This window comes from Amycolatopsis sp. La24 (genome assembly GCF_029087445.1).
Classification (GTDB): Bacteria; Actinomycetota; Actinomycetes; order Mycobacteriales; family Pseudonocardiaceae; genus Amycolatopsis; species Amycolatopsis nivea.
The window spans coordinates 88,073-106,033 of the sequence record NZ_JARACH010000013.1; the positions used below are offsets into that span (position 1 = coordinate 88,073).

At 70.2% G+C, this 17,961-nt stretch carries 17 protein-coding genes; 8 read left to right on the plus strand and 9 right to left on the minus strand.

Annotation, left to right across the window (positions count from 1 at the left end):
• Positions 1–2: 2 nt before the first annotated feature.
• Positions 3–995: an ester cyclase gene (locus tag PUT80_RS15595; RefSeq protein ID WP_275292432.1), complete on the minus strand. Its 993-nt coding sequence runs from the start codon at positions 993–995 to the stop codon at positions 3–5.
• Positions 996–1,218: 223 nt separating this feature from the next.
• Between PUT80_RS15595 and PUT80_RS15600 the strand changes: the two genes are divergently transcribed.
• Positions 1,219–2,556 carry an MFS transporter gene (locus tag PUT80_RS15600; protein ID WP_134733837.1) on the plus strand — a complete coding sequence of 446 codons (1,338 nt, stop codon included), beginning with the start codon at positions 1,219–1,221 and terminating at the stop codon, positions 2,554–2,556.
• 42 nt (positions 2,557–2,598) lie between these two features.
• On the opposite strand, the gene PUT80_RS15605 is transcribed toward PUT80_RS15600, so the two are convergent.
• Positions 2,599–3,591, minus strand: a complete 993-nt coding sequence (locus PUT80_RS15605) for a LacI family DNA-binding transcriptional regulator (protein WP_134733838.1) — start codon at positions 3,589–3,591, stop codon at positions 2,599–2,601.
• Positions 3,592–3,742: 151 nt separating this feature from the next.
• On the opposite strand from PUT80_RS15605, the gene PUT80_RS15610 reads away from it, so the two are divergent.
• The 5 genes from PUT80_RS15610 to PUT80_RS15630 are packed head-to-tail and all read left to right on the plus strand — an operon-like array spanning position 3,743 to position 8,389.
• Positions 3,743–4,885: a cupin domain-containing protein gene (locus tag PUT80_RS15610; protein ID WP_275292436.1), complete on the plus strand. Its 1,143-nt coding sequence runs from the start codon at positions 3,743–3,745 to the stop codon at positions 4,883–4,885.
• Entirely contained in the window at positions 4,852–5,577 is a 726-nt protein-coding gene (locus PUT80_RS15615) for an alpha/beta hydrolase (RefSeq protein ID WP_275292438.1), read from the plus strand. The genes PUT80_RS15610 and PUT80_RS15615 overlap by 34 nt, the downstream gene beginning before the upstream one ends.
• The gene (gene hisD, locus PUT80_RS15620; RefSeq protein WP_134669488.1) at positions 5,578–6,879 is read left to right on the plus strand and encodes a histidinol dehydrogenase; all 1,302 of its coding nucleotides are present in this window, start codon (positions 5,578–5,580) and stop codon (positions 6,877–6,879) included.
• Entirely contained in the window at positions 6,876–7,640 is a 765-nt protein-coding gene (locus tag PUT80_RS15625) for an SDR family NAD(P)-dependent oxidoreductase (protein WP_240690930.1), read from the plus strand. The genes hisD and PUT80_RS15625 overlap by 4 nt, the downstream gene beginning before the upstream one ends.
• On the plus strand, positions 7,637–8,389 hold the full coding sequence (locus tag PUT80_RS15630; protein ID WP_275292443.1) for an aldolase/citrate lyase family protein: 753 nt from the start codon (positions 7,637–7,639) through the stop codon (positions 8,387–8,389). Before PUT80_RS15625 ends, PUT80_RS15630 begins: the two co-directional genes overlap by 4 nt.
• Before the next feature lie 28 nt (positions 8,390–8,417).
• On the opposite strand, the gene PUT80_RS15635 is transcribed toward PUT80_RS15630, so the two are convergent.
• The 4 genes from PUT80_RS15635 to PUT80_RS15650 form a co-directional block, all read right to left on the minus strand.
• Positions 8,418–8,834 carry a hypothetical protein gene (locus PUT80_RS15635; RefSeq protein WP_275292445.1) on the minus strand — a complete coding sequence of 139 codons (417 nt, stop codon included), beginning with the start codon at positions 8,832–8,834 and terminating at the stop codon, positions 8,418–8,420.
• A 40-nt stretch (positions 8,835–8,874) separates the two neighbouring features.
• Positions 8,875–10,551 (minus strand): DUF885 domain-containing protein, encoded by a 1,677-nt coding sequence (locus PUT80_RS15640; protein WP_275292447.1) that lies wholly within the window; start codon positions 10,549–10,551, stop codon positions 8,875–8,877.
• 98 nt (positions 10,552–10,649) lie between these two features.
• A complete protein-coding gene (locus PUT80_RS15645) occupies positions 10,650–11,870 on the minus strand; it encodes a helix-turn-helix domain-containing protein (protein ID WP_275292449.1) in 1,221 nt (406 codons plus the stop codon).
• 72 nt (positions 11,871–11,942) lie between these two features.
• Positions 11,943–13,241, minus strand: a complete 1,299-nt coding sequence (locus PUT80_RS15650; protein WP_275292451.1) for an FAD-binding oxidoreductase — start codon at positions 13,239–13,241, stop codon at positions 11,943–11,945.
• Positions 13,242–13,427: 186 nt separating this feature from the next.
• Between PUT80_RS15650 and PUT80_RS15655 the strand changes: the two genes are divergently transcribed.
• Positions 13,428–15,497 (plus strand): prolyl oligopeptidase family serine peptidase, encoded by a 2,070-nt coding sequence (locus PUT80_RS15655; RefSeq protein WP_275292453.1) that lies wholly within the window; start codon positions 13,428–13,430, stop codon positions 15,495–15,497.
• A gap of 18 nt (positions 15,498–15,515) precedes the next feature.
• Here the strand turns inward: PUT80_RS15655 and PUT80_RS15660 are convergent, their stop codons facing one another.
• The gene (locus tag PUT80_RS15660) at positions 15,516–15,866 is read right to left on the minus strand and encodes a VOC family protein (RefSeq protein ID WP_275292455.1); all 351 of its coding nucleotides are present in this window, start codon (positions 15,864–15,866) and stop codon (positions 15,516–15,518) included.
• A gap of 13 nt (positions 15,867–15,879) precedes the next feature.
• Positions 15,880–16,653 (minus strand): oxidoreductase, encoded by a 774-nt coding sequence (locus tag PUT80_RS15665; protein WP_275292457.1) that lies wholly within the window; start codon positions 16,651–16,653, stop codon positions 15,880–15,882.
• Positions 16,654–16,733: 80 nt separating this feature from the next.
• Between PUT80_RS15665 and PUT80_RS15670 the strand changes: the two genes are divergently transcribed.
• A complete protein-coding gene (locus PUT80_RS15670; protein ID WP_275292459.1) occupies positions 16,734–17,297 on the plus strand; it encodes a TetR/AcrR family transcriptional regulator in 564 nt (187 codons plus the stop codon).
• Positions 17,298–17,329: 32 nt separating this feature from the next.
• Here the strand turns inward: PUT80_RS15670 and PUT80_RS15675 are convergent, their stop codons facing one another.
• Positions 17,330–17,848 (minus strand): DUF2165 domain-containing protein, encoded by a 519-nt coding sequence (locus PUT80_RS15675; RefSeq protein ID WP_275292461.1) that lies wholly within the window; start codon positions 17,846–17,848, stop codon positions 17,330–17,332.
• Positions 17,849–17,961 lie beyond the last annotated feature (113 nt).

Genomic DNA, 17,961 nt, shown 5'->3' on the forward strand with positions numbered 1-17,961 from the left:
GCTCAGTAGATGTTGGTGTCGGCGAACGAGCTTTCGTGGCCGTTGATCTGCGCCCGCAGCGAGATCTGGTCGAAAACCCGGACCTCGCGGACGATCCGGCCGTCCTGGACGAGGAACTGGGAAACGCCGAGCAGGTCGACCGGTTTGCCGGTCAACGGCCCGAAATCGGCGACCCCGCGGTACTCGCCCCGCATGACCCAGAGCACGGCGACGCGCAGTCCCGCGTACCGCTCGGCGTAGTTGGCCTGGACGTCGCGGATCTCGAACCGGGCGTCCGGGAACGGCGCGATCTGGGCGAGCAGGTCCTTCTGGTAGCCGTCCGGGCGGAGGACCGTGCGATCGCCGACGGTGTGCAGGAAGAGGTCCCGGTGCATGAAGTCGGTGACCTTGTGCAGGCGCCGCGCGTTCCAGACCTCCTCGACGAATTCCAGCACCATTTCGCATTCGGGCCGGTAATCGTCCGCGCGCGGGCCGCTGTCGCCGACGGCCAGGACGTCGGCGGGCGCCGGTTTCGTCATCGATCCCTCGTAGCCGCGGAACCGCAGCCCGCGCGCGACCTCGGCCGGGTCGAGGCCGAGTTGCAGGCAGTCCGCGAGGTCGTCGCGGACGACCCATTCCTCGACCATGCGGCCCCGCCGGTACAGGCAGTTCGCGATGGTGCGCTTGCGGATCGGCACCGGCCGGCCCGCCACGAGGTGCGTGTCGGCGGAGAAGACGAGGTGCGAACTGAGGAAGGCGTCGTCGCCGCGGGCTTCCCACACGACGTCCTCGGCCTGGCCCACGTGCTGCGGCACCTGCGCGATCCGCATCAGGCTGCCCTCGATCACGCCGTCCCGCCCGGTCACGGTGCCGAGGCCGCCGTGCACAATCGAGTCGGGTTCGTAGTTGTCGACGATGTAGGAGATGTCGCGCTGCACCCAGATCCGGTCGGTGACCTCGCGGATGAAATCGTCCGGGTCCGCGTAGGGCTGGTAGGCGACCGGGTCGAGCGGCATGGCGGGTTCCTTTCTCGGCTGGCAACGTGCGCTGGGCACTGTATCCGTATGCATTGCTCCGGGCAAGAGCAGCCGCCGAACCGTGGCCGCGGCTGATCTTCCGCGCGTGACCTCGGCAAAATTCGCGGCAGCGGCGGTCTTGACCCGGTGACCCGGGCCACTTAAGTTGCCATCCATACGTATGCAGACGGCTGAGCCGTTGTGAGACGCCACTGGAGGTGTCATGTCCACCGTCACGCCGACCGCGGCCGCGACGGCCGAGGCGACCGGACGTCGGAAGGCGATCCGCAAGGTCGTCCTCGCCGGCAGCATCGGGAACTTCGTCGAGCAGTTCGACTACGGGCTCTACGGCTACATGGCCCCGGTGCTCGCCGCGTCCTTCTTCCCGGCCAGCGACCACACCGCCAGCGTGCTCAGCGCGTACGCGGTGATCGCGATCGCCTGCCTGGTGCGCCCGCTCGGCGGCACCCTCCTCGGCCGGTGGGGAGACCGGCTGGGGCGCAAGCGGGTGCTGTTGTGGACAGTCCTGTTCATGGGCGTGTCCACGGCGGCGATCGGCGTGCTTCCCACGTACGGCCAGATCGGGCTGGCGGCTCCGCTGATCCTGCTCGTGCTGCGGGTGGTGCAAGGCATGGTCGCGGGAGGGGAGTACGTCGGCGCGGTCGCGTTCGTGGTCGAGTGGGCCGAGCCGCGCCGGCGCGGGTTCTACACGTCGTTCGCGTCGAACAGCTGCTTCCTCGGCATCCTCGCCGGGGCCGGCACGGCAGCGCTGATGAGCGCCTTGTTCAGCGACGCGGCATTGCACAGCTGGGGCTGGCGGATCCCGTTCCTGGCGGTGCTTCCGCTGTGCGCGATCGGAGTCTGGCTGCGCAGCAGGCTCGACGAGACCCCGGAATTCGTCGCCGCCACCGAACACGGCACGAACGTCGTCGCCGCGCCGCTGCGCGAGGCGCTGCGTTCCCAGTGGCGGCCGATCCTGGTGTTCTGCGGCGCGTCGATCATGCTCGCGATCCTGTCCTACACCTGGGTCACCTTCTACCCGGAGTACCTGTCCGAAACGCTGCACCTGCCGAAGTCCGCGGCGTGGCTGTCGAACATGATCTCGGTCGCGGTGCTGATCCCGCTGCTGCCGCTCGCCGGCGCGATCTCCGACCGGATCGGGCGCAAGCCGATGCTCATCGCCGGGGCGGTGTGCTGCATCGTGCTGGTGCCGCTGGCGTTCAAGGTAGGCGAGGCGGGCACGTTCGGGGCCGCGGTGGCGAGCCAGCTGATCTACCTGGTCCCGGAGTTCTTCCTGACCGGCATCGTCACCGTGTGCGCGGCGGAGATGTTCGCGACCCGGACCCGGTTCAGCGCGAGTTCGATCGCCTACAACTGCTCGTTCTCGATCTTCATGGGCATCACGCCGTTCGTCGCCACGCTGCTGGTGGCGGAGTCCGGCACGATCTACGCGGTGTGGATGTACCTGGCGGCCGCCGCGGTGCTCGCCCTCGTGGTGATCACGGTGTTCATGAAGGAGACCTACCGCAGCGACCTCTCGGCGGACAAATACGCCCGGTGACCTGCCGGGGCCCCGCGTCCGCCGCCGCGGCGGGCGCGGGGTTCACCGCGGCGCGTGCGTTCCCCGGGGCACCAGCGACGGGGCGAACACGGTGCGCCGCGGTGCTTCGCTGTTTCCGGCGAGGCGGTCGACCAGCAGGCCCGCCGCGGCCTTGGCCATGCCGTCCAAGTCGTGGCGCACGGTCGTCAGATCGAAGGTCTCCCAGGAGGCCATCGGCAGATCGTCGAACCCGATCACGGTGAGGTCGCCCGGGATGTCGATGCCGAGGCGCCGGGCCGCGTTGATCGCGCCGATCGCGATGACGTCGTTGCCGCAGAACACCGCGGTGGGCCGGGGGTTTTCCGCCATCAGGTCGAGCAGTCCCTCGTACCCGGTGCCGTGGTCGAACGGGCCTTGCCGGACGCGGCGGCGCGGCAGGCCGACGCCCGCCTCGGACAGCCCGATCCGGAAGCCGAGCTCGCGGTCGCGTCCGGTCGTCGTCTCGGCCGGGCCGCCGATCAGCGCGATGTCGGTGTGGCCGAGCCGCAGCAGTTCCTCGGCGACCAGCCGCCCGCCCGCCTCGTTGTCCACCACCGCGGCGTCGGCGTTGCCGGCGCCGGTCTCCCGGTTGAGGAAGACGAACGGCAGCCCGCGCCGGGTGAGTTCGGCCGGAAGGCCGGAGCCGATCACCGCGGTGGTGAGCACCACCCCGTCGATCGACCGGTCCAGCAGCCGCTCGGTCTCCAGCGCGGCCTCGCTGCGCTCGGCGAAGAGCATCATCCGGTAGCCGTGCTGTTCGAGCGTGTCGTGCAGCGGCCCGATCAGATGCGGGTAGAACGGGTTGGTCAGATCCGTGACGACCACGCCGACGCAGTGCGTCGACCGGGTCGCCAGGCTCCGGCCGGCTTCGCTCGGCACGTAGCCGAGCGCGTCCGCCGCCTCGCGCACGCGGGTGCGGGTGGCCTCCGAAACCCGGTGGTCCCCGCGCAGCGCCCGGGAAACGGTCGGCTGCGAGACCCCGGCGAGCCGGGCCACGTCATGACTCGTGATCGACATCCGCTCCTCTTCCGCGCAACGGGCGTGCATACGGATCCTAGCGGAAATTCCGGACCGCCCGCGCGAAGGCCTGACGCTGGAGCGTCTTGACAGAATCCAGCGGCGATGGTCGTATGCATACGTATAAACAACCAGGTTTCGGAGGGGTGCCATGCGTACCGACGAAGGGCCGGTGACGGCGGGCGAGCTGGCCCGCCGGACGATCCGGCGGACCGATTTCGTGTCCTGCGACCAGGCGTTCATCGACTGCCGGACGCCGGGGTCGGACCGCAAGGAGAACTACTCGATGATCGGCCCGGGGGTGACCCAGAACGCGGACCAGGTGGTGAACCTGCGCGAGCCGCACGGGTTCAGCATCGGGGCGGCGGCGATGCCGCACGGGATCACCAACAACCTGCACCTGCATTTCACCGCGGAGGTGTTCCTGTGCTTCCGCGGCGAGTTCCTGCTCCGCTGGGGCGCGGACGGCGACGAAGGCGAATTGGTGCTGCGCGAGGGCGACATCGCCTCGATCCCGACGTGGATCTTCCGCGGGTTCACCAACATCGGCCCGGACGACGGCTGGCTGTTCACCGTGCTGGGCCACGACGACACCGGAGGCATCATCTGGGGCCCGTCGGTGCTGCGGGAGGCGGGCAGGCACGGCTTGCACCTGACCGCGGACAACCGGCTGATCGACACCCACGCCGGCGACGAACCGCCCGACGCCGCGGAGTTGGTCCAGCCGATGGCTCCGGCCGACATCGCCGCCCTGCCGTCCTACGACGCGGCGAAGCTGCGCCGCCGCGTGGCCACGGCCGGCGATCTGCAGTGGTCCGCGCACGCCTTGCTGGGCGGTGCCGTGCCCGGCGGGCGCGCCGAACTGGCCCCGGTCATCGGCTTCGGCATGACCGAAGACCGCGACCAGGAACCGCCCATCTACAACCCGCACGGGCACAACGTCGCGTGGCTGCGCGCCGAGCCCGGCGAAGGCATCCCGCTGCACCGGCACGACGAAACGCAGGTGCTGCTGGTCAAGGACGGCGAATGGGAGGTCACGCTCAACCGGCACGACGAGACGAGCGTGCGGCTCGGCCCGTGGGACATGGTTTCCGTGCCGCGCGGCGCGTGGCGCAGCGTCCGCAACGTCTCCGATGAGCGGGCGACGCTGCTGGTCGTCAACGGCGGAGACGGCCGCGTGCGTCTCGACTGGGACGACGAGGTCGTGAAGGCGGCTGCCGACGCGGGCGTCGGCCTTGACCACAACGGTTACCTCGCGCCGTGGCATCTGCTGCCCCGCGCGGCAGGCCGGTGACCGAACTGCCGGTGGTGCTGGTCCCGGGCATGCTGTGCGACGCCGAGGTCTGGCCGCGGCTGCCCGGGCGAGTGGTGCACGCGGAGATCACCGCGCCGGACATCGGCGGCATGGCCGAGCAGATCCTGGCCGCGGTCGAGGGCCGGTTCGTGCTCGCCGGGTTGAGTCTCGGTGCGATCGCCGGGTTCGAGGTCGCGCGCCGGGCGCCGGAGCGGCTCGCCGGATTCTGTGCCGTCTCGACCAATGCCGGCGCGCCGACCGCGGAGCAACTCGCCGCCTGGGCCGCGTTCGACCGCCGCACGCTCGCCGGGGAATTCGACGACGTGGTCGCGGAGGAAATCCTCCCGACGATGTTCTCCGGCCCGGATCCGGTGCTGGAACAGCGTTTCCTCGCCATGGCGCGGCGGGTCGGGCCCGGCGTGTTCCGCGCCCAGCTCGCCGCCCAGGCGACCCGGCGGGACGCGCACGCCGCGGTGGCGGGCCTGTCCTGTCCGGTGCTCGTCGTCTCCGGGGCACAGGATCGCTTGTGCCCGCCCGAATTCCACCGTTCGATCGCCGCGCGGGCGCGATATTCCGTGCTGCGCGTGCTTCCCGAAGCCGGACACCTGCTGACGCTCGAGACGCCCGGTGCCGCGGCCTCGGCCTTGACCGACTGGCTGTGCAGTCTTTCCCCCTTCTCGAAGGAGTCCTGAATGCCCAAGACCCTGAAATCCGCTGTCCCCGCCGAGCAGGTCGCGGCCGACCGCACTGACGTCGGCGACCGGGTCCGCGCGATCATCGCCGACATCCGCGAACGCGGGGACGCCGCGGTCCGCGAGTGCTCGGAGAAATTCGACTCGTGGTCGCCCGAATCGTTCCGGCTCTCGCCCGAGGAGATCGAGAAGATCGTCGCCCGGGTGCCCGGGCAGGTGCTCGATGACATCCGGTTCGTCCAGGACCAGGTGCGCGCTTTCGCGCAGCGGCAGCGGGACTCGTTGCAGGAGTTCGAAATCGAAACGCTTCCGGGTGTCCACTTGGGACAGAAACACGTTCCGGTCGCTGCCGCGGGCGCTTACGTGCCCGGCGGTCGCTACCCGCTGACCGCCTCCGCGCACATGACCATCGTGACCGCGAAGGTCGCCGGGGTGCCGCGAGTGGCCGCGTGCACGCCGCCGATCCGCGGGGAGGTGCCGGAGGCGACCGTCGCCGCCATGCATTTGGCCGGAGCCGACGAGATCTACCTCCTCGGCGGCGTGCAGGCGGTCGCCGCGCTGGCGGTCGGGACCGAAACCGTCGGGCGCGTCGACCTGATCGCCGGGCCGGGCAACGCTTATGTCGCCGAAGCGAAGCGGCAACTGTTCGGCGAGGTCGGGATCGACCTGTTCGCCGGCCCGACCGAGGTGCTGATCGTCGCCGACCACACGGCCGACCCGTTCGTCGTCGCGGTGGACCTGCTGTCCCAGGCCGAACACGGCCCGGACTCTCCGGCCGTGCTGATCACCACGTCCGAGGACCTCGCACGGGAGGTGCTGGAGCACGTCGAGGCGCTGCTGCCGGGCATGCCGACCCGCGACTTCGCCGGGCCGGCCTGGCGCGACCACGGCGAGATCCACGTCGTGGACGACCTCGACGAGGCGTTCGCGCTGGCGGACTCCTACGCGTTCGAGCACGTCCAGGTGCTCACCGAGCAGCCGCGTCAGGCGCTGACGAAGATGCGGGACTACGGTGCGCTTTTCCTCGGCCCGGGCACCTGCGTGTCCTACGGCGACAAGGTGATCGGCACCAACCACGTCCTGCCCACGCGCGGCGCCGCCCGCTACACCGGCGGGCTGTGGGTAGGGAAGTACTTGAAGACCGTGACCTATCAGGAGGTCACGAGCAGCGAGTCGAGTGTGCGGCTCGGCGAAGTCTGCGGACGCGCGGCGCGGGTGGAGTTGTTCGAAGGCCACGCGCGGTCGGGCGATGTGCGCGCGGCGGAGTTCCGGCGGAGCGAGCTTTCCTGGAACCCGGCGTGACCGCGTCGCTTTCGGCACGGACCGCGCTCGTCACCGGCGGCGGGAACGGGCTCGGCCGCGCGATCGCGTGCGCGTTGTCGGCGGCGGGCGCGCGGGTTGTCGTGACCGGACGTCGGCGGGACGCCCTCGAGACAACGGTCGCGGCGCTGTCCGGACCGGGCCGGGCAGCGGTGTGCGACGTCGCCGATCCGCGTTCGGTCACCGCCCTTGCCGAGGAACTCGCGGACGAGGAGATCTCGGTGCTGGTCAACAACGCCGGGGTCGCGGGGCCGGTGAAGCCGCTCGTCGAGGTCGAACCGCAGGAGTGGGACGAGGTGTTCGGCGTCAATGTGCGCGGGGTTTACTTGGTGTGCCGCGCTTTTCTGCCGGCGATGACGGCGCGTGGCGCGGGCGACGTCGTCAATATCGCTTCCGTGAGCGGGAAACGGCCACTCCTGCGCCGTACGCCTTACTGTGCCTCGAAAATGGCCGTGCTTGGCTTGACGGCCACGCTCGCCGGCGAGGTCGGGCCGTACGGGGTGGCGGTGAACTCCCTGTCGCCCGGGCCGGTCGAGGGCCCGCGGATGGAACGGAACTTCCGGTTGGAGGCGGAACGCACCGGCGTCAGTTACGCCGAAGCCGAACGCGCGTTCACGGGCCGCGCCGCGCTGGGCCGGATGGTCACCGAGTCCGAGGTAGCCGCCGCGGTGCTCGCGATGCTGGCGATGCCCGGCCTGTGCGCGGCGGACATCGACCTATCGGCGGGGATGGTGGCGCGGTGACCACGCTCAAACAGCGCCTGCGGTCCGGGGAACGGCTGCTCGGCGGGCTGCTGCGGCTGCCGTCGGAGACGCTGGTCGAGATGGCCGGGGTGGCCGGGCTGGATTTCGTCGTGCTCGACTGCGAACACGGACCGGCCGACCTGGTGCCCCTGCAGCAGCATCTCGTCGCCGCGCAAGCGCACGGAATGGGCGCGCTGGTCCGGGTGGGGGCGGCGGAACCGGCGCTGGTCCTGCGGGTGCTCGACCTGGGCGCGGACGGCGTGATCGTGCCCCACGTCGACACCGTGGAGCAGGCCCGCGCCGCGGTCGCCGCCGCGCACTACCCGCCCCTCGGGCAGCGGGGTTTCGCGACCTACAGCCGAGCCGGCCGGTTCGGTGCCCGCAGCAGCGCTGAGCATCTGGAGACGGCGGCGGAAACCACTGTCGTCGTTCCGATGCTGGAAACGCCCGAAGCGTGCGCGGCGGCCGGGGAAATCCTTGGGGTCCCCGGAGTCGATTCGGTGCTGGTCGGGCCAGCCGATTTGGCGGTATCCCTCGGTTTGCCCGGCGGTGCCGCCGAACCGGCCGTCGGGCGCGCACTGGACGCGGTCGCGGCAGCGGCGAAGAGCGCGGACAAGCCGATGACCAGCATCGTGGGAACCGTGGACCAGGCTCGGCAGGCACCGCCCGGGGCGGTGATCTACAACCTCGCGCACGTGCTGCTCCACGCTCTCGGCGACCTCACCGGGGCGCGGACCGCGGACCGGTAACGCGACGTCAGCTCCGGCCGAGGTGCGTTCATCGCGCCTCGGCCGGGCCCACGTCGGGGAATTCGACCGGCACTGTGGCGGCCCGGCGGGCGGTGGCGTAGGCGTGGGCGACTCGTTCGAGGACGGACGCGTCACCGGATTCCGTCAGGTTCTCCTCGACGGGTTCGCCGGCGTGCGCGGCCCGGCTGGTCCGGATGACGTCCGCCCAGTCGCCGAAGTACGTGATGTCGGCCCGCGGCGACGGTTCGAGGGAGAAGCGCGCGCCGAGGCCGCGGTCGAAGCGCAGCACCCAATGCACGGTGCCGGACGGGCCGTCGCTCAATTCGTAGGCGATTTCGCAATCCCCGTCCAGATCCGCGCACGCGGCCCGGACTTCGGCGGAAGCAGCGAGCAGTTCGTTCATCCGGGCGACGTGTTCGGGGGACATGAACATCGAGGCAGGCACGGGACCTCCTGATTCGGGGCGGGTTCTTGGCACGGTCGGGTCAGCGGTTCGCGTAGGCCCGCACATTGAGCTCGACGGCGGTGAGCGGAAGAGTGCCTTGTCCCAGCACGGTTTCGTGGAACTCCCGCACGTCGAACCGGCTGCCGAGCGCGCGTTCGGCGGTGCGGCGCAGCTCCCAGAACTTCTCGAAACCCAGCCGGTAGGACAGGGACTGGGCAGGCAGATCGGTGCCGTACCGCAGGATTTCGGTGGACACCTGGGCCGGCGACTCCATGGTCGTCGAGGACAGGTACGCGCGGCCCTTGTCCTCGGACCAGCCGAGCGTGTTGAGGCCGGTGTCCACGACCAGCCGCTGCGCCACGAACCGTTGGTGCAGGCAGGCGCCGTAACGGTCCCACGGGTCGCTGAACAGGCCCATTTCGAAGCCGAGCGAGGCGGCGTACTCGGCCCAGCCTTCGCAGTAGGCACCGAGCGATTCCGCGGCGGCTTGCCCCTGGAGCGGGTGCAGGGTGGCGTCCTCGGACTGGCGGGCCAGGTGGAAGTGGTGGCCGGGCACGAGCTCGTGGAAGATCAGCGCCGCGGCCGAGATTTGCGCGCGTCCGGCGAGGCCGGATCCGTTGAACCGGTAGCGGCCGACCGGATTCGCGGCGATCGGCTGCTCGTAGTAGCCGAAGGTCATGCCCGCCTCCAGCTCCGGGTCGAGCCGCTGAACGCCGAAGGCGGCCCGCGGCCGGACGCTGAACCACTGGTCGAGCAGCGGTTCGATCGCGTCGATGTGCCTGCGGTAGGTGTCGGCGACGTGTTCGGGGGAGGGGGCGTGGAAACGGGGGTCGGCTTCGAGGACGGCTCGGTAGGCGGTCTCGTCGCCGTCGAAGCCGACCTCGCGGCGGATTTCGGCCAGCTGCTCGGTGAGCTCCGCGACGGCCTTCAGACCGAGTTCGTGGACTTCTTCAGGCTCGATGGGGTAGGTGGCGTAGTGGCGCACCAACCGGCGGTAGGCCTCATGCCCGCCCGGGTACTGGCCGAGGCCGATGCCGTCGACGGCGCTCTGCGCGCCCGGTCCCTCCAGGTGCGCGAGAACGGCGTCGAAGGCGGGCAAGAGGTCGTCGGCGACAAGCCGGTCGACGCCGTCGGTCAGCATCGTGCGCGTCGCGGGATCGAGGTCAGCCAGGCGGGACTCCGCAGGCCGCAAGAATTCGGCCGCGGCGGCCCGATGTGCGCGGACAGCGGCCAGGAAGCCGGGCAACGCGGGGCGCGGCAGCACGATGCCCTGTTCGGCCTGGCCGATGAGCTTGGCGTGCGCGGCCTTGATCGTGTGCGTGAAGTCGTTGACGAGGGACAGATAGCGCTTCGCCTCGTCGCCGGCGGTGAAGGCGAACGGGCGGAACACCTGCTGGCCGTACAGGGTCCAGCCGAAACTCTGGTAGGGCGCGACCGGGAAGCTCCACCAGTAATCCTCGTCGGCTCCGGCCAGCTGGGTGGCCAGCGCACGGACGACAGCGGCGAGGGAAGTGTCCACATCGGACTCCGGGGCCCGGTCGAGTCCGGCCAGAATCCGCCGGCCCAGCGCGGCGGCTTCGCTCGCTTCCTCGTACGTGCCGCGGGGAAGCTGCGTGACCGGTTCGCCGGCGTGCAGCGCGAAGTGCGGCTGGGTGCGCTGGAGATGTGCCCACAGCTCGTCGGCCAGGTGACGAGTCGGATCGCTCGGTTCTGCCATGCCAGCGAACGTATCGCCGGTCGCGGCGGGCCCGGAATCAACAACGGTCGCGTCTTGCGCGGGAGATGCTGCGCGTTTGTCGCGGGCGCCGGCGCCGGTCAGCCGCCGAGCCGGTCGTCGTACGCGGAGGCGAGCAGGCGCAGTTTGAGGCCAAGGTGCAGCATGAGCCGGTCGTCGCCGTCGTCGAGGCTGCATCCGGTGATCTGCTCGATCCGTTTGAGCCGTTGGTAAAGCGTGGCCCGGTGCACGCGCAGCGTGTCGGCGGTGCGCTGGATGTTGCCGCCGTGGTCGAAGAAGGCGGTCAGCGTGTCGAGCAGGACGTGGTGCCGGTCTTCTCGATCGAGGGCCTGGAGTGCCGGAACGCGGGCACTGCTGCGCAGGTCGTCCGGCGGCAGCTTCAGCAGCAGTTCGTAGGGCCCCAGTTCGCCCCAGCGGGCCAGGTCGCCGACGCTGGGCAGCAGCAACGCGGCCCGCACCACCAGCGACGCCTGCTGATACGACTCGAGAACGGCGTCGAGTTCGGTGACGGTTCCGCCGAGACCGGCGACGGGCCGCGCGGCGCCGTCGGTCAGCCGCTGGAACCGGCTGGTGATCCGCTCGGCGATCGCGTCGACGAGAGCGCGCGCCGGCGGTTGCCGTTGGATGAGGAGAAGCCAGCCCCGTGAGCGGTTGGCCACCATCAGCGCGACGTCGTCCACGACGGTGCGCACGCCCTCCTCGATCGCCGCTTCAAAGGCGACTTCCTGCGGCGGCGCGGCTGCTCCGGACACGCGGCATTGCACCGCGAGGACGGTGAAGCAGGTGCGGTCCTCGCCGAACAACTGCTCGGCCCGCAGGTCCGCGATCGCCTGCGCGCGCATGTCGGCGTCGGGCGAAACGAGTTCGCGCAGGATGCCCTCGTGCCGTGCCTTCGACCGCTCGTGCAGCAGCAGCCTGCGGTAAAGCACGGAGCCGGCGGAGTCCGCGGCGGCCGCGGCTGCCGACAGTTCGGACTCGCTGAACGAGCCGTCCTCGTCGATGAGCCACAGGTAGCCGAGCAGCATGCCGTTGCACCGCACCGGCGCGCACAATCTCGGCTTGGCCCCCTCGACGCGGACGACGCCGGGTTCGGTCCAGCCGGCGATGCCCAACGCGAAGAGACCGGTGGTGATCTCAGGCCGCACGGCCCGGTTGAGCACCGAGCCGACCCGGACGGCGTCCTCGTCGCCGAAGTGGCGGCTGGCCGCGAGAAGACGGATCGCGGGGTCGTCGATGGCCACCGAGCGGTGCAGGCGCTCGGCCAGATCGTCCACAATGGACTGGAGGTCACCGTCGGACATGGGCGTCCATTCCGCTTCGCGCGCTCTTCCGTGCCGAGCACCGACGCTACCACCGTCCACAGAGGAGCGCGGTCAGCCGAGCACGGTTCCGGAGCTGTTCTGGTGGTGTTTCCGTTTGCGGGAGAACGCGCCGAGGTCGATGGACAGGCCAGTGTGGACACCGGTGTACTGGACTGGGTGTGCGTCGTGGTCGGCTCCGGCTTCGACCTGCTCGATAAGGGTGCTCATCAGGCGGCCGACGACCGGCGCGTTCTTGAACTGGTTCCCGCTGGTCCCGATCGCGACGTAGAACCCGGGCAGCTCGGTCCGGTCGTAGATCGGCGTCCAGTCGTCGGCCACGTCGTAGACGCCGACCACCCCGCGCGCCCGGTTCGGCACGCGCAGCGCCGGCAATCGGCGGGCCGCGCGCGTCACCTGCGCTTCGAACACGGCCATCGTCGGGTTCGGATCGGCGTCGTCGGGATCGTCGAGCCACTGGAACGGATCGCATTCCGGCTCGGTCCCGCCGACGAGCAGCCCGCCGCCGACTTCGCCGCGGAAGTACGTGCCCAGATCCATGTCCGCGACAGACGGCCCGACCCCGCCGCTCGGGTGATAGCCCTCGGGCGCGAGCACGTGGGCGACCTCCTGGCGCATCGGCCGCACCGAGACGGCGAAGTCCGACCCGACCCCGGCCATCCGGTTGAGCTTGCCCGACCAGGGCCCCGCCGCGTTCACCACCACCGGGGCCGCGATCCGCGTTCCGTCCGCCAGCACGACCGCGCCGACCCGGCCGTTTTCCGATTCCACCCCGGCGACCGTCGCGCGGAACCGGAACTCCGCGCCCTCCTTCGCCGCGGCCGCTGCCAGGTTCTGCGCGGCCAGCTGCGGATCGCTGACGTAACCAGCGTCCGGGGTGTAGACCGCGCCGAGCGTCGTGGCCGCGTCGGACCAGAACTGGTCGTCTTCGATGCGCTTCGGCGGCCAGTAGCGACCGTTGTCGATTCCGGGCAACCGCCGCGACAGCGTCGCGCTGTCCCACTCCTCGTACGGAACGCCGACCTCGTCGAACAGCGGCAGCCAACCCGCGCGCGGAGCGGCGTCCACGTCGAGCATGACCATGCCGCTGCGGGTGAACCGGGCCAGGTCCCCGACGTCGTGGCCGAGGTGATCGGCCCAGGACGACCAGCAGAAGTGCGATTCCCACGCCGTCGTCACGCCGGCCAGGGTGGAGAAGTTGTACCGGATCACGGCGCTGGACGCGCTGGTCGAGCCTTGGCCCGCCGCCGCGGCCCGGTCGACCACCACCACCCGGCGCCCGGCCCGGGCCAGCTCCAGCGCGACCGCCGACCCGATCACCCCCGCTCCGACGACAACGGCATCCGCATTCATCGTGGCCTCTCCGCAGTTCAGGTGCTCAGTGCCGCCGATTCTGGCGCGGGAGAACCCCGTTCCGCGATCGACATGTGTCGCGGCGATCGAGCTGCTTGCGCGCCACCTGTCGTTCGGAATCCGGGCGGCGGCGGGGCACAGTGGATCCGTCCACAACGGACACCGGCTAGGCGGAAGGATCGAGCGATGGCCGACGAACAGCTGGACTACCCGGTGGCGCGGACTGTCGACGCGCAGGACACGGTCGCGGGCCACAGCTTCCCCGATCCCTACCGCTGGCTGGAAGACGACGGCGAGGAAACCGAAGCGTGGCAGCAGGCGCAGAACTCGCTCACCGACGCGTTCGTCGAAGACTGGCCCCATCTGGCCGCGCTCCGCACCTCGGTCGACCGCTGTGTCGCGGACGGCACCGGCTCGGCCAACTGGATGGTGGAGCCGGCCCCGCGTTTCGCCGGCGGCCGCTGGTTCCGCCTCGACCGCGGCCCCGGGCCGGACTACCCGGACCGTGCGGTGCTCGTCGCATCCGACCTCCCGGACGGCCCCGGCCGGGTGCTGTATGACCCCAATGCCGACGGAACCCGGCAGATCTCGTGGTTCGTGCCCTCCCCGGACGGCCGGATCGCCGCGCTGGGCGTGTGCGAGGGCGGCTCGGAACTCGCCGAGATCTGGTTGCTGGACACGGAAACCGGCGAACGGCTGCCGGACCGGATCCCGCAGCCGACGATGGGGCCGACGGTCGTCCCGCAGTGGCTGCCGGACAGCTCGGGATTCTTCTACACAGCAGGCGACCTGACCTCCGAAGCGTTCGCCTTCCGGGCCTATTTCCACACCGTCGGCGGCGAACCGGCCAGCGAACCCGAACCGGTCGATGTCGTCCACGCGCCGACAGTGCAGGTGTCCGCGGACGGCAAGCGCGCCGTGGTGACCGCCGTGTGGCCGCTTCCGGAGTATGTCTGCGAATTGCCGCAACGGACGTGGCGGCCGTTCGTCCGAGGGCTCGACTCGTCGGTCGCAGGCGTCATCGACGGCGACCGGTATGTCGCTGTCACGAACCACGGAGCACCGCGGGGGAGGATCGTCGCGATCCCGTTCGACGCCGCCGTTCCGGCCGATCCGGCGACCTGGACGGAACTGGTCCCGGAATCCGGTCGCGTGCTCAGCCACCTCAGGCTGGTCGGCGACCGCCTGGTGGTGACCGGGTCGGTCGACGCCGAGGCGCGCGCCTGGGTTTTCGACCGCGACGGACGGGAGCTGGAGGAAATCCCGCTTCCCGGCCGGGGCGCGCTGCCGCTGGAGGTCCTGCCGACAGCCGGCTTGGCTCCCGACGGCCATCCGGACGAGTTCGTGTTCCTGTTCTCCACTCCCGTTTCCTCGCCCGGCCTCTACCGCTACCGCCTGGGCTCGCCCCAGGTCGAGACGCTGTGCCCGCCGCGCGTGCGCCTCGCGGGCGCGACCGTCTCCCTCCGCTGGGCCGAGTCCCAGGACGGCACCCGCGTGCCGTACCACCTCGTCCTCCCGGACGGCGCGGACGGAACCTTGCCGACTCTCATCACCGCGTACGGCGGCGGCCGCGTCTCGTGGCCAGCGCAGTTCCCGGGCCCGGTGGCGGCCTTCGTCGAGGCCGGCGGCGCCCTGGTGATCTCCCACCAGCGCGGTGGCAGCGATCTCGGATCCGACTGGGCCGACGCCGGGCGGGTCAAGAACAAGCAGAACAGCTACGACGACCTCTACGCCATCGCCGAACACCTCGTCGCCAGCGGCGTGACCTCTCCGGACAAGCTCGCGGTGACCGGCTGGAGCAACGGCGGAGTCATGGCCGCGACCGCGTTCACGCAACGGCCGGAGCTGTGGGCGGCCGTGGTGGCCCAATGCCCGGTCGCCGACCTCATCGGATGCCACCGGCACCCGTACGGCCGGTTCGCCGTCACCGCCGAATTCGGCGACCTGGCAGACCCGGACGACATCGCCCGGCTAGCCCTGATGTCGCCGTACCAACTTGTCCGGCCCGATGTCGCGTATCCCGCCCTCTACGTGCATGCCGGGGGCGCCGACGTCGCGTGCCCGCCGGGTCCGACCCGCAAGTTCATCGCACGAACGCAAGCCGCGGCGGGGGCTGCCCCGCCGATCCTGTTGCGGGTGTGGGAAAATGTCGGGCACGGAACCGCCACGAGCCGATCCGAAGGCGTCGCCCACACGACGCACTGGCTCGCCTTCTTGCTGAAGCGGTTCGGCATGGTGCCGCGCGCCGACAGCTGAGCTGCCCGCATTCGGCGGTCAGGTCGACCGAACGCAGAAGGGGTGTCCCGCGGGGCTGGCGTAGACCCGGACGCCGGACCGCTGACCGGGCTCCAGGCACCGTCCGCCTGCCTCCAGGACCAGCCGGTGCGTTTCAGCCGGGTCGTCGGTGCGCAGGTCGAAGTGCAGCTGCTGGTCGTTTCCGTCCGGCCAGGTCGGCGGCACGTGGCCGGGCACGGCCTGCACGACCAGCGCGGGGAATCCGTCGGCCTGGAGGAAGTGGTGGCTCGCGGTCTTCGTGACCGAGGCGCCCAGCACCCGTTGCCAGAACGCGCTTTCGGCGTCGATCTCGGCGGCGTCGATCACCAGGGAAAGAAGGGTGGTGCGCATGGGTTTCCTCTCGTCAGAGGGCGGGGATGATCCCGCCGTCGACCCGGAATTGCGCTCCGGTGAGCCAGCCGGCCCGGTCCGAGGCGAGGAACGCGATCATCTCCGCGACGTCCTCCGGTTCTCCCGGCCGTCCCATCGGGATGTCGAGGTGGTCGACGATCTGCTGTTTCACCTGGTCGAGGCCAACGCCCCGCTGATCGGCGATGCGCTGCAGATGGGCGAGCGCGCCGTCGGTGACCACGAAACCCGGAAGCACGCACACCACCCGCACCCCCTGCGGACCGACCTCGGTCGCCAATTCGCGGCTGTAGGCGTTGAGCGCTGCTTTGGCGGCGGCGTAAGACGCTTCGGTGCGCTGCGGCAGCCGGCTCGCGATCGACGAAACGTGCACGACTACGCCGGACCCGCGCTCCACCATGCCGGGCACGAGAGCGCGGTCTAGACGGACGGCGCTGAGGAGGTTCATGTCCAGGTCCGCCAACCAGGATTCGTCGGTGCGGCTCAGCGTCGGAGCCGCGGAGCTGGCCGCGGCGGCGTTGTTGACCAGGACATCCACTCCTCCGACGGCTTCGGTGACGCGCCGTCCGAGCTCGGCGGCGCCTTCCGCGCTCGACAGGTCGGCGGCGATGAACGTGGCAGGCAGACCGTCCGCGGGTGCGGTGCGGGAGGCAGCCAGCACGGTCGCCCCGGCTGCCGCGAACCGGCGGACGGTCGCTTCGCCGATGCCGCGGCTGCCGCCGGTCACTAGGACCCGCAGCCCGTGCAGTTCTTCTCCTGGCGGCTTCATCCAGGCCTCGCTTCAGTAAGGTGAGTCTGACTCCGTTAACAGTACACAAACGGAGTCGGACTCACCTTATGGAGGTTCTGGTGCCGTCGTCCCGTCCGTTGCGTGCTGATGCCCGGCGCAACCGCGAAGCCCTGCTGGCCGCAGCTCGGCAAGCCTTCCTCGCGGGAGACGCTGATGCGCATGTCGAGGACATCGCTCGCAACGCAGGCGTCGCGATAGGGACGCTCTACCGCCACTTCGAGACGCGCGAAGCCCTGATCGAAGCGGTCTACCGCAAGGAAGTCGACGAGCTGTGCGACGCACCGGCCGCGCTGCTGGAGACGCGGTCCCCGGACGAGGCGCTGCGGCATTTCCTGATGCTGCTGGTCGACCACGCCGCCGTAGGCAAGGGAATGGCGGTGGCCCTGCAGCACATCATGACGACGAACTCGCCGGTATTCGGCGAGGCCCGCACTCAGATGGCGGACGCCCTCGCCCGGCTGCTCGCCGCGGGTGCCTCGGCGGGTCTCGTGCGGGACGACATCACCGGCACCACCCTCTTGCACGCACTCGGCGGCATCTGCGCGTTGCAGGTCGCCGACGGATGGCAGGACGAGGCGCGGCAAATCGTGTCAGTCCTCTTCGACGGCCTGCGCATCCGGTGACCACGGACCGGATGCTTCGACTCGCTTGCGTCCTAGCGCCGCGGTGAATCTTTCGCGGCGAGGTGAGCGAGCACGAGACCGAACGAGGCGATGATGATGTGCGGAAGGGCTGCCTGGAGACCGTTCCATTTGCTCGATTGCCACATCTGAAACCACTCTCCGCCTATCGCCAGGAAACCGATCCCGAAAAGCATCAACTGCATTACCCAGCCCAGACCGGACAGCTTGTAGGCCGTCGACAGAGCGTGCCCGGATATGTGGTTCCGTATGCAGCCGATAAATCCGCAAATGAGCACCAGCGCGGTGAGAACCTCCCACGCGATGATGGCAAGGTAGGCGGCATCGGCAAGCCCGGGGCTGGTTATGGCGCGCCACATCATGTTGGGCGATTGAAATGTAGTGTCCATCGCCAGAACGTGGCGGACGAAATCTTGATTGGTGCCGAAGTCCGTGATGTTTCCGACGGCGACAAGTGTCATCTGCAGGGCTGTTGTTCCCGTGAGAACTGTGACTGCGGCGGGGAGGGCGCTGAACCTGCTGAAAAGAGGCATACCTGAATACTAGACTTATGGGCAAAGTGTTTTAGGGGCGAATTTCGGGATGCGCAGTTGTGCCACGCGCTTCCCGCGCGATCGTTAGCGGCCGCCGCGGATCGCGAGGGCTG

Coding starts and splice junctions, on each gene's coding strand:
- PUT80_RS15595 (WP_275292432.1), bottom strand. CDS start 995: ATGCCGCTCGACCCGGTCGCCTACCAGCCCTACGCGGACCCGGACGAT.
- PUT80_RS15600 (WP_134733837.1), top strand. CDS start 1,219: ATGTCCACCGTCACGCCGACCGCGGCCGCGACGGCCGAGGCGACCGGA.
- PUT80_RS15605 (WP_134733838.1), bottom strand. CDS start 3,591: ATGTCGATCACGAGTCATGACGTGGCCCGGCTCGCCGGGGTCTCGCAG.
- PUT80_RS15610 (WP_275292436.1), top strand. CDS start 3,743: ATGCGTACCGACGAAGGGCCGGTGACGGCGGGCGAGCTGGCCCGCCGG.
- hisD (WP_134669488.1), top strand. CDS start 5,578: ATGCCCAAGACCCTGAAATCCGCTGTCCCCGCCGAGCAGGTCGCGGCC.
- PUT80_RS15640 (WP_275292447.1), bottom strand. CDS start 10,551: ATGGCAGAACCGAGCGATCCGACTCGTCACCTGGCCGACGAGCTGTGG.
- PUT80_RS15645 (WP_275292449.1), bottom strand. CDS start 11,870: ATGTCCGACGGTGACCTCCAGTCCATTGTGGACGATCTGGCCGAGCGC.
- PUT80_RS15650 (WP_275292451.1), bottom strand. CDS start 13,241: ATGAATGCGGATGCCGTTGTCGTCGGAGCGGGGGTGATCGGGTCGGCG.
- PUT80_RS15655 (WP_275292453.1), top strand. CDS start 13,428: ATGGCCGACGAACAGCTGGACTACCCGGTGGCGCGGACTGTCGACGCG.
- PUT80_RS15660 (WP_275292455.1), bottom strand. CDS start 15,866: ATGCGCACCACCCTTCTTTCCCTGGTGATCGACGCCGCCGAGATCGAC.
- PUT80_RS15665 (WP_275292457.1), bottom strand. CDS start 16,653: ATGAAGCCGCCAGGAGAAGAACTGCACGGGCTGCGGGTCCTAGTGACC.
- PUT80_RS15675 (WP_275292461.1), bottom strand. CDS start 17,848: ATGCCTCTTTTCAGCAGGTTCAGCGCCCTCCCCGCCGCAGTCACAGTT.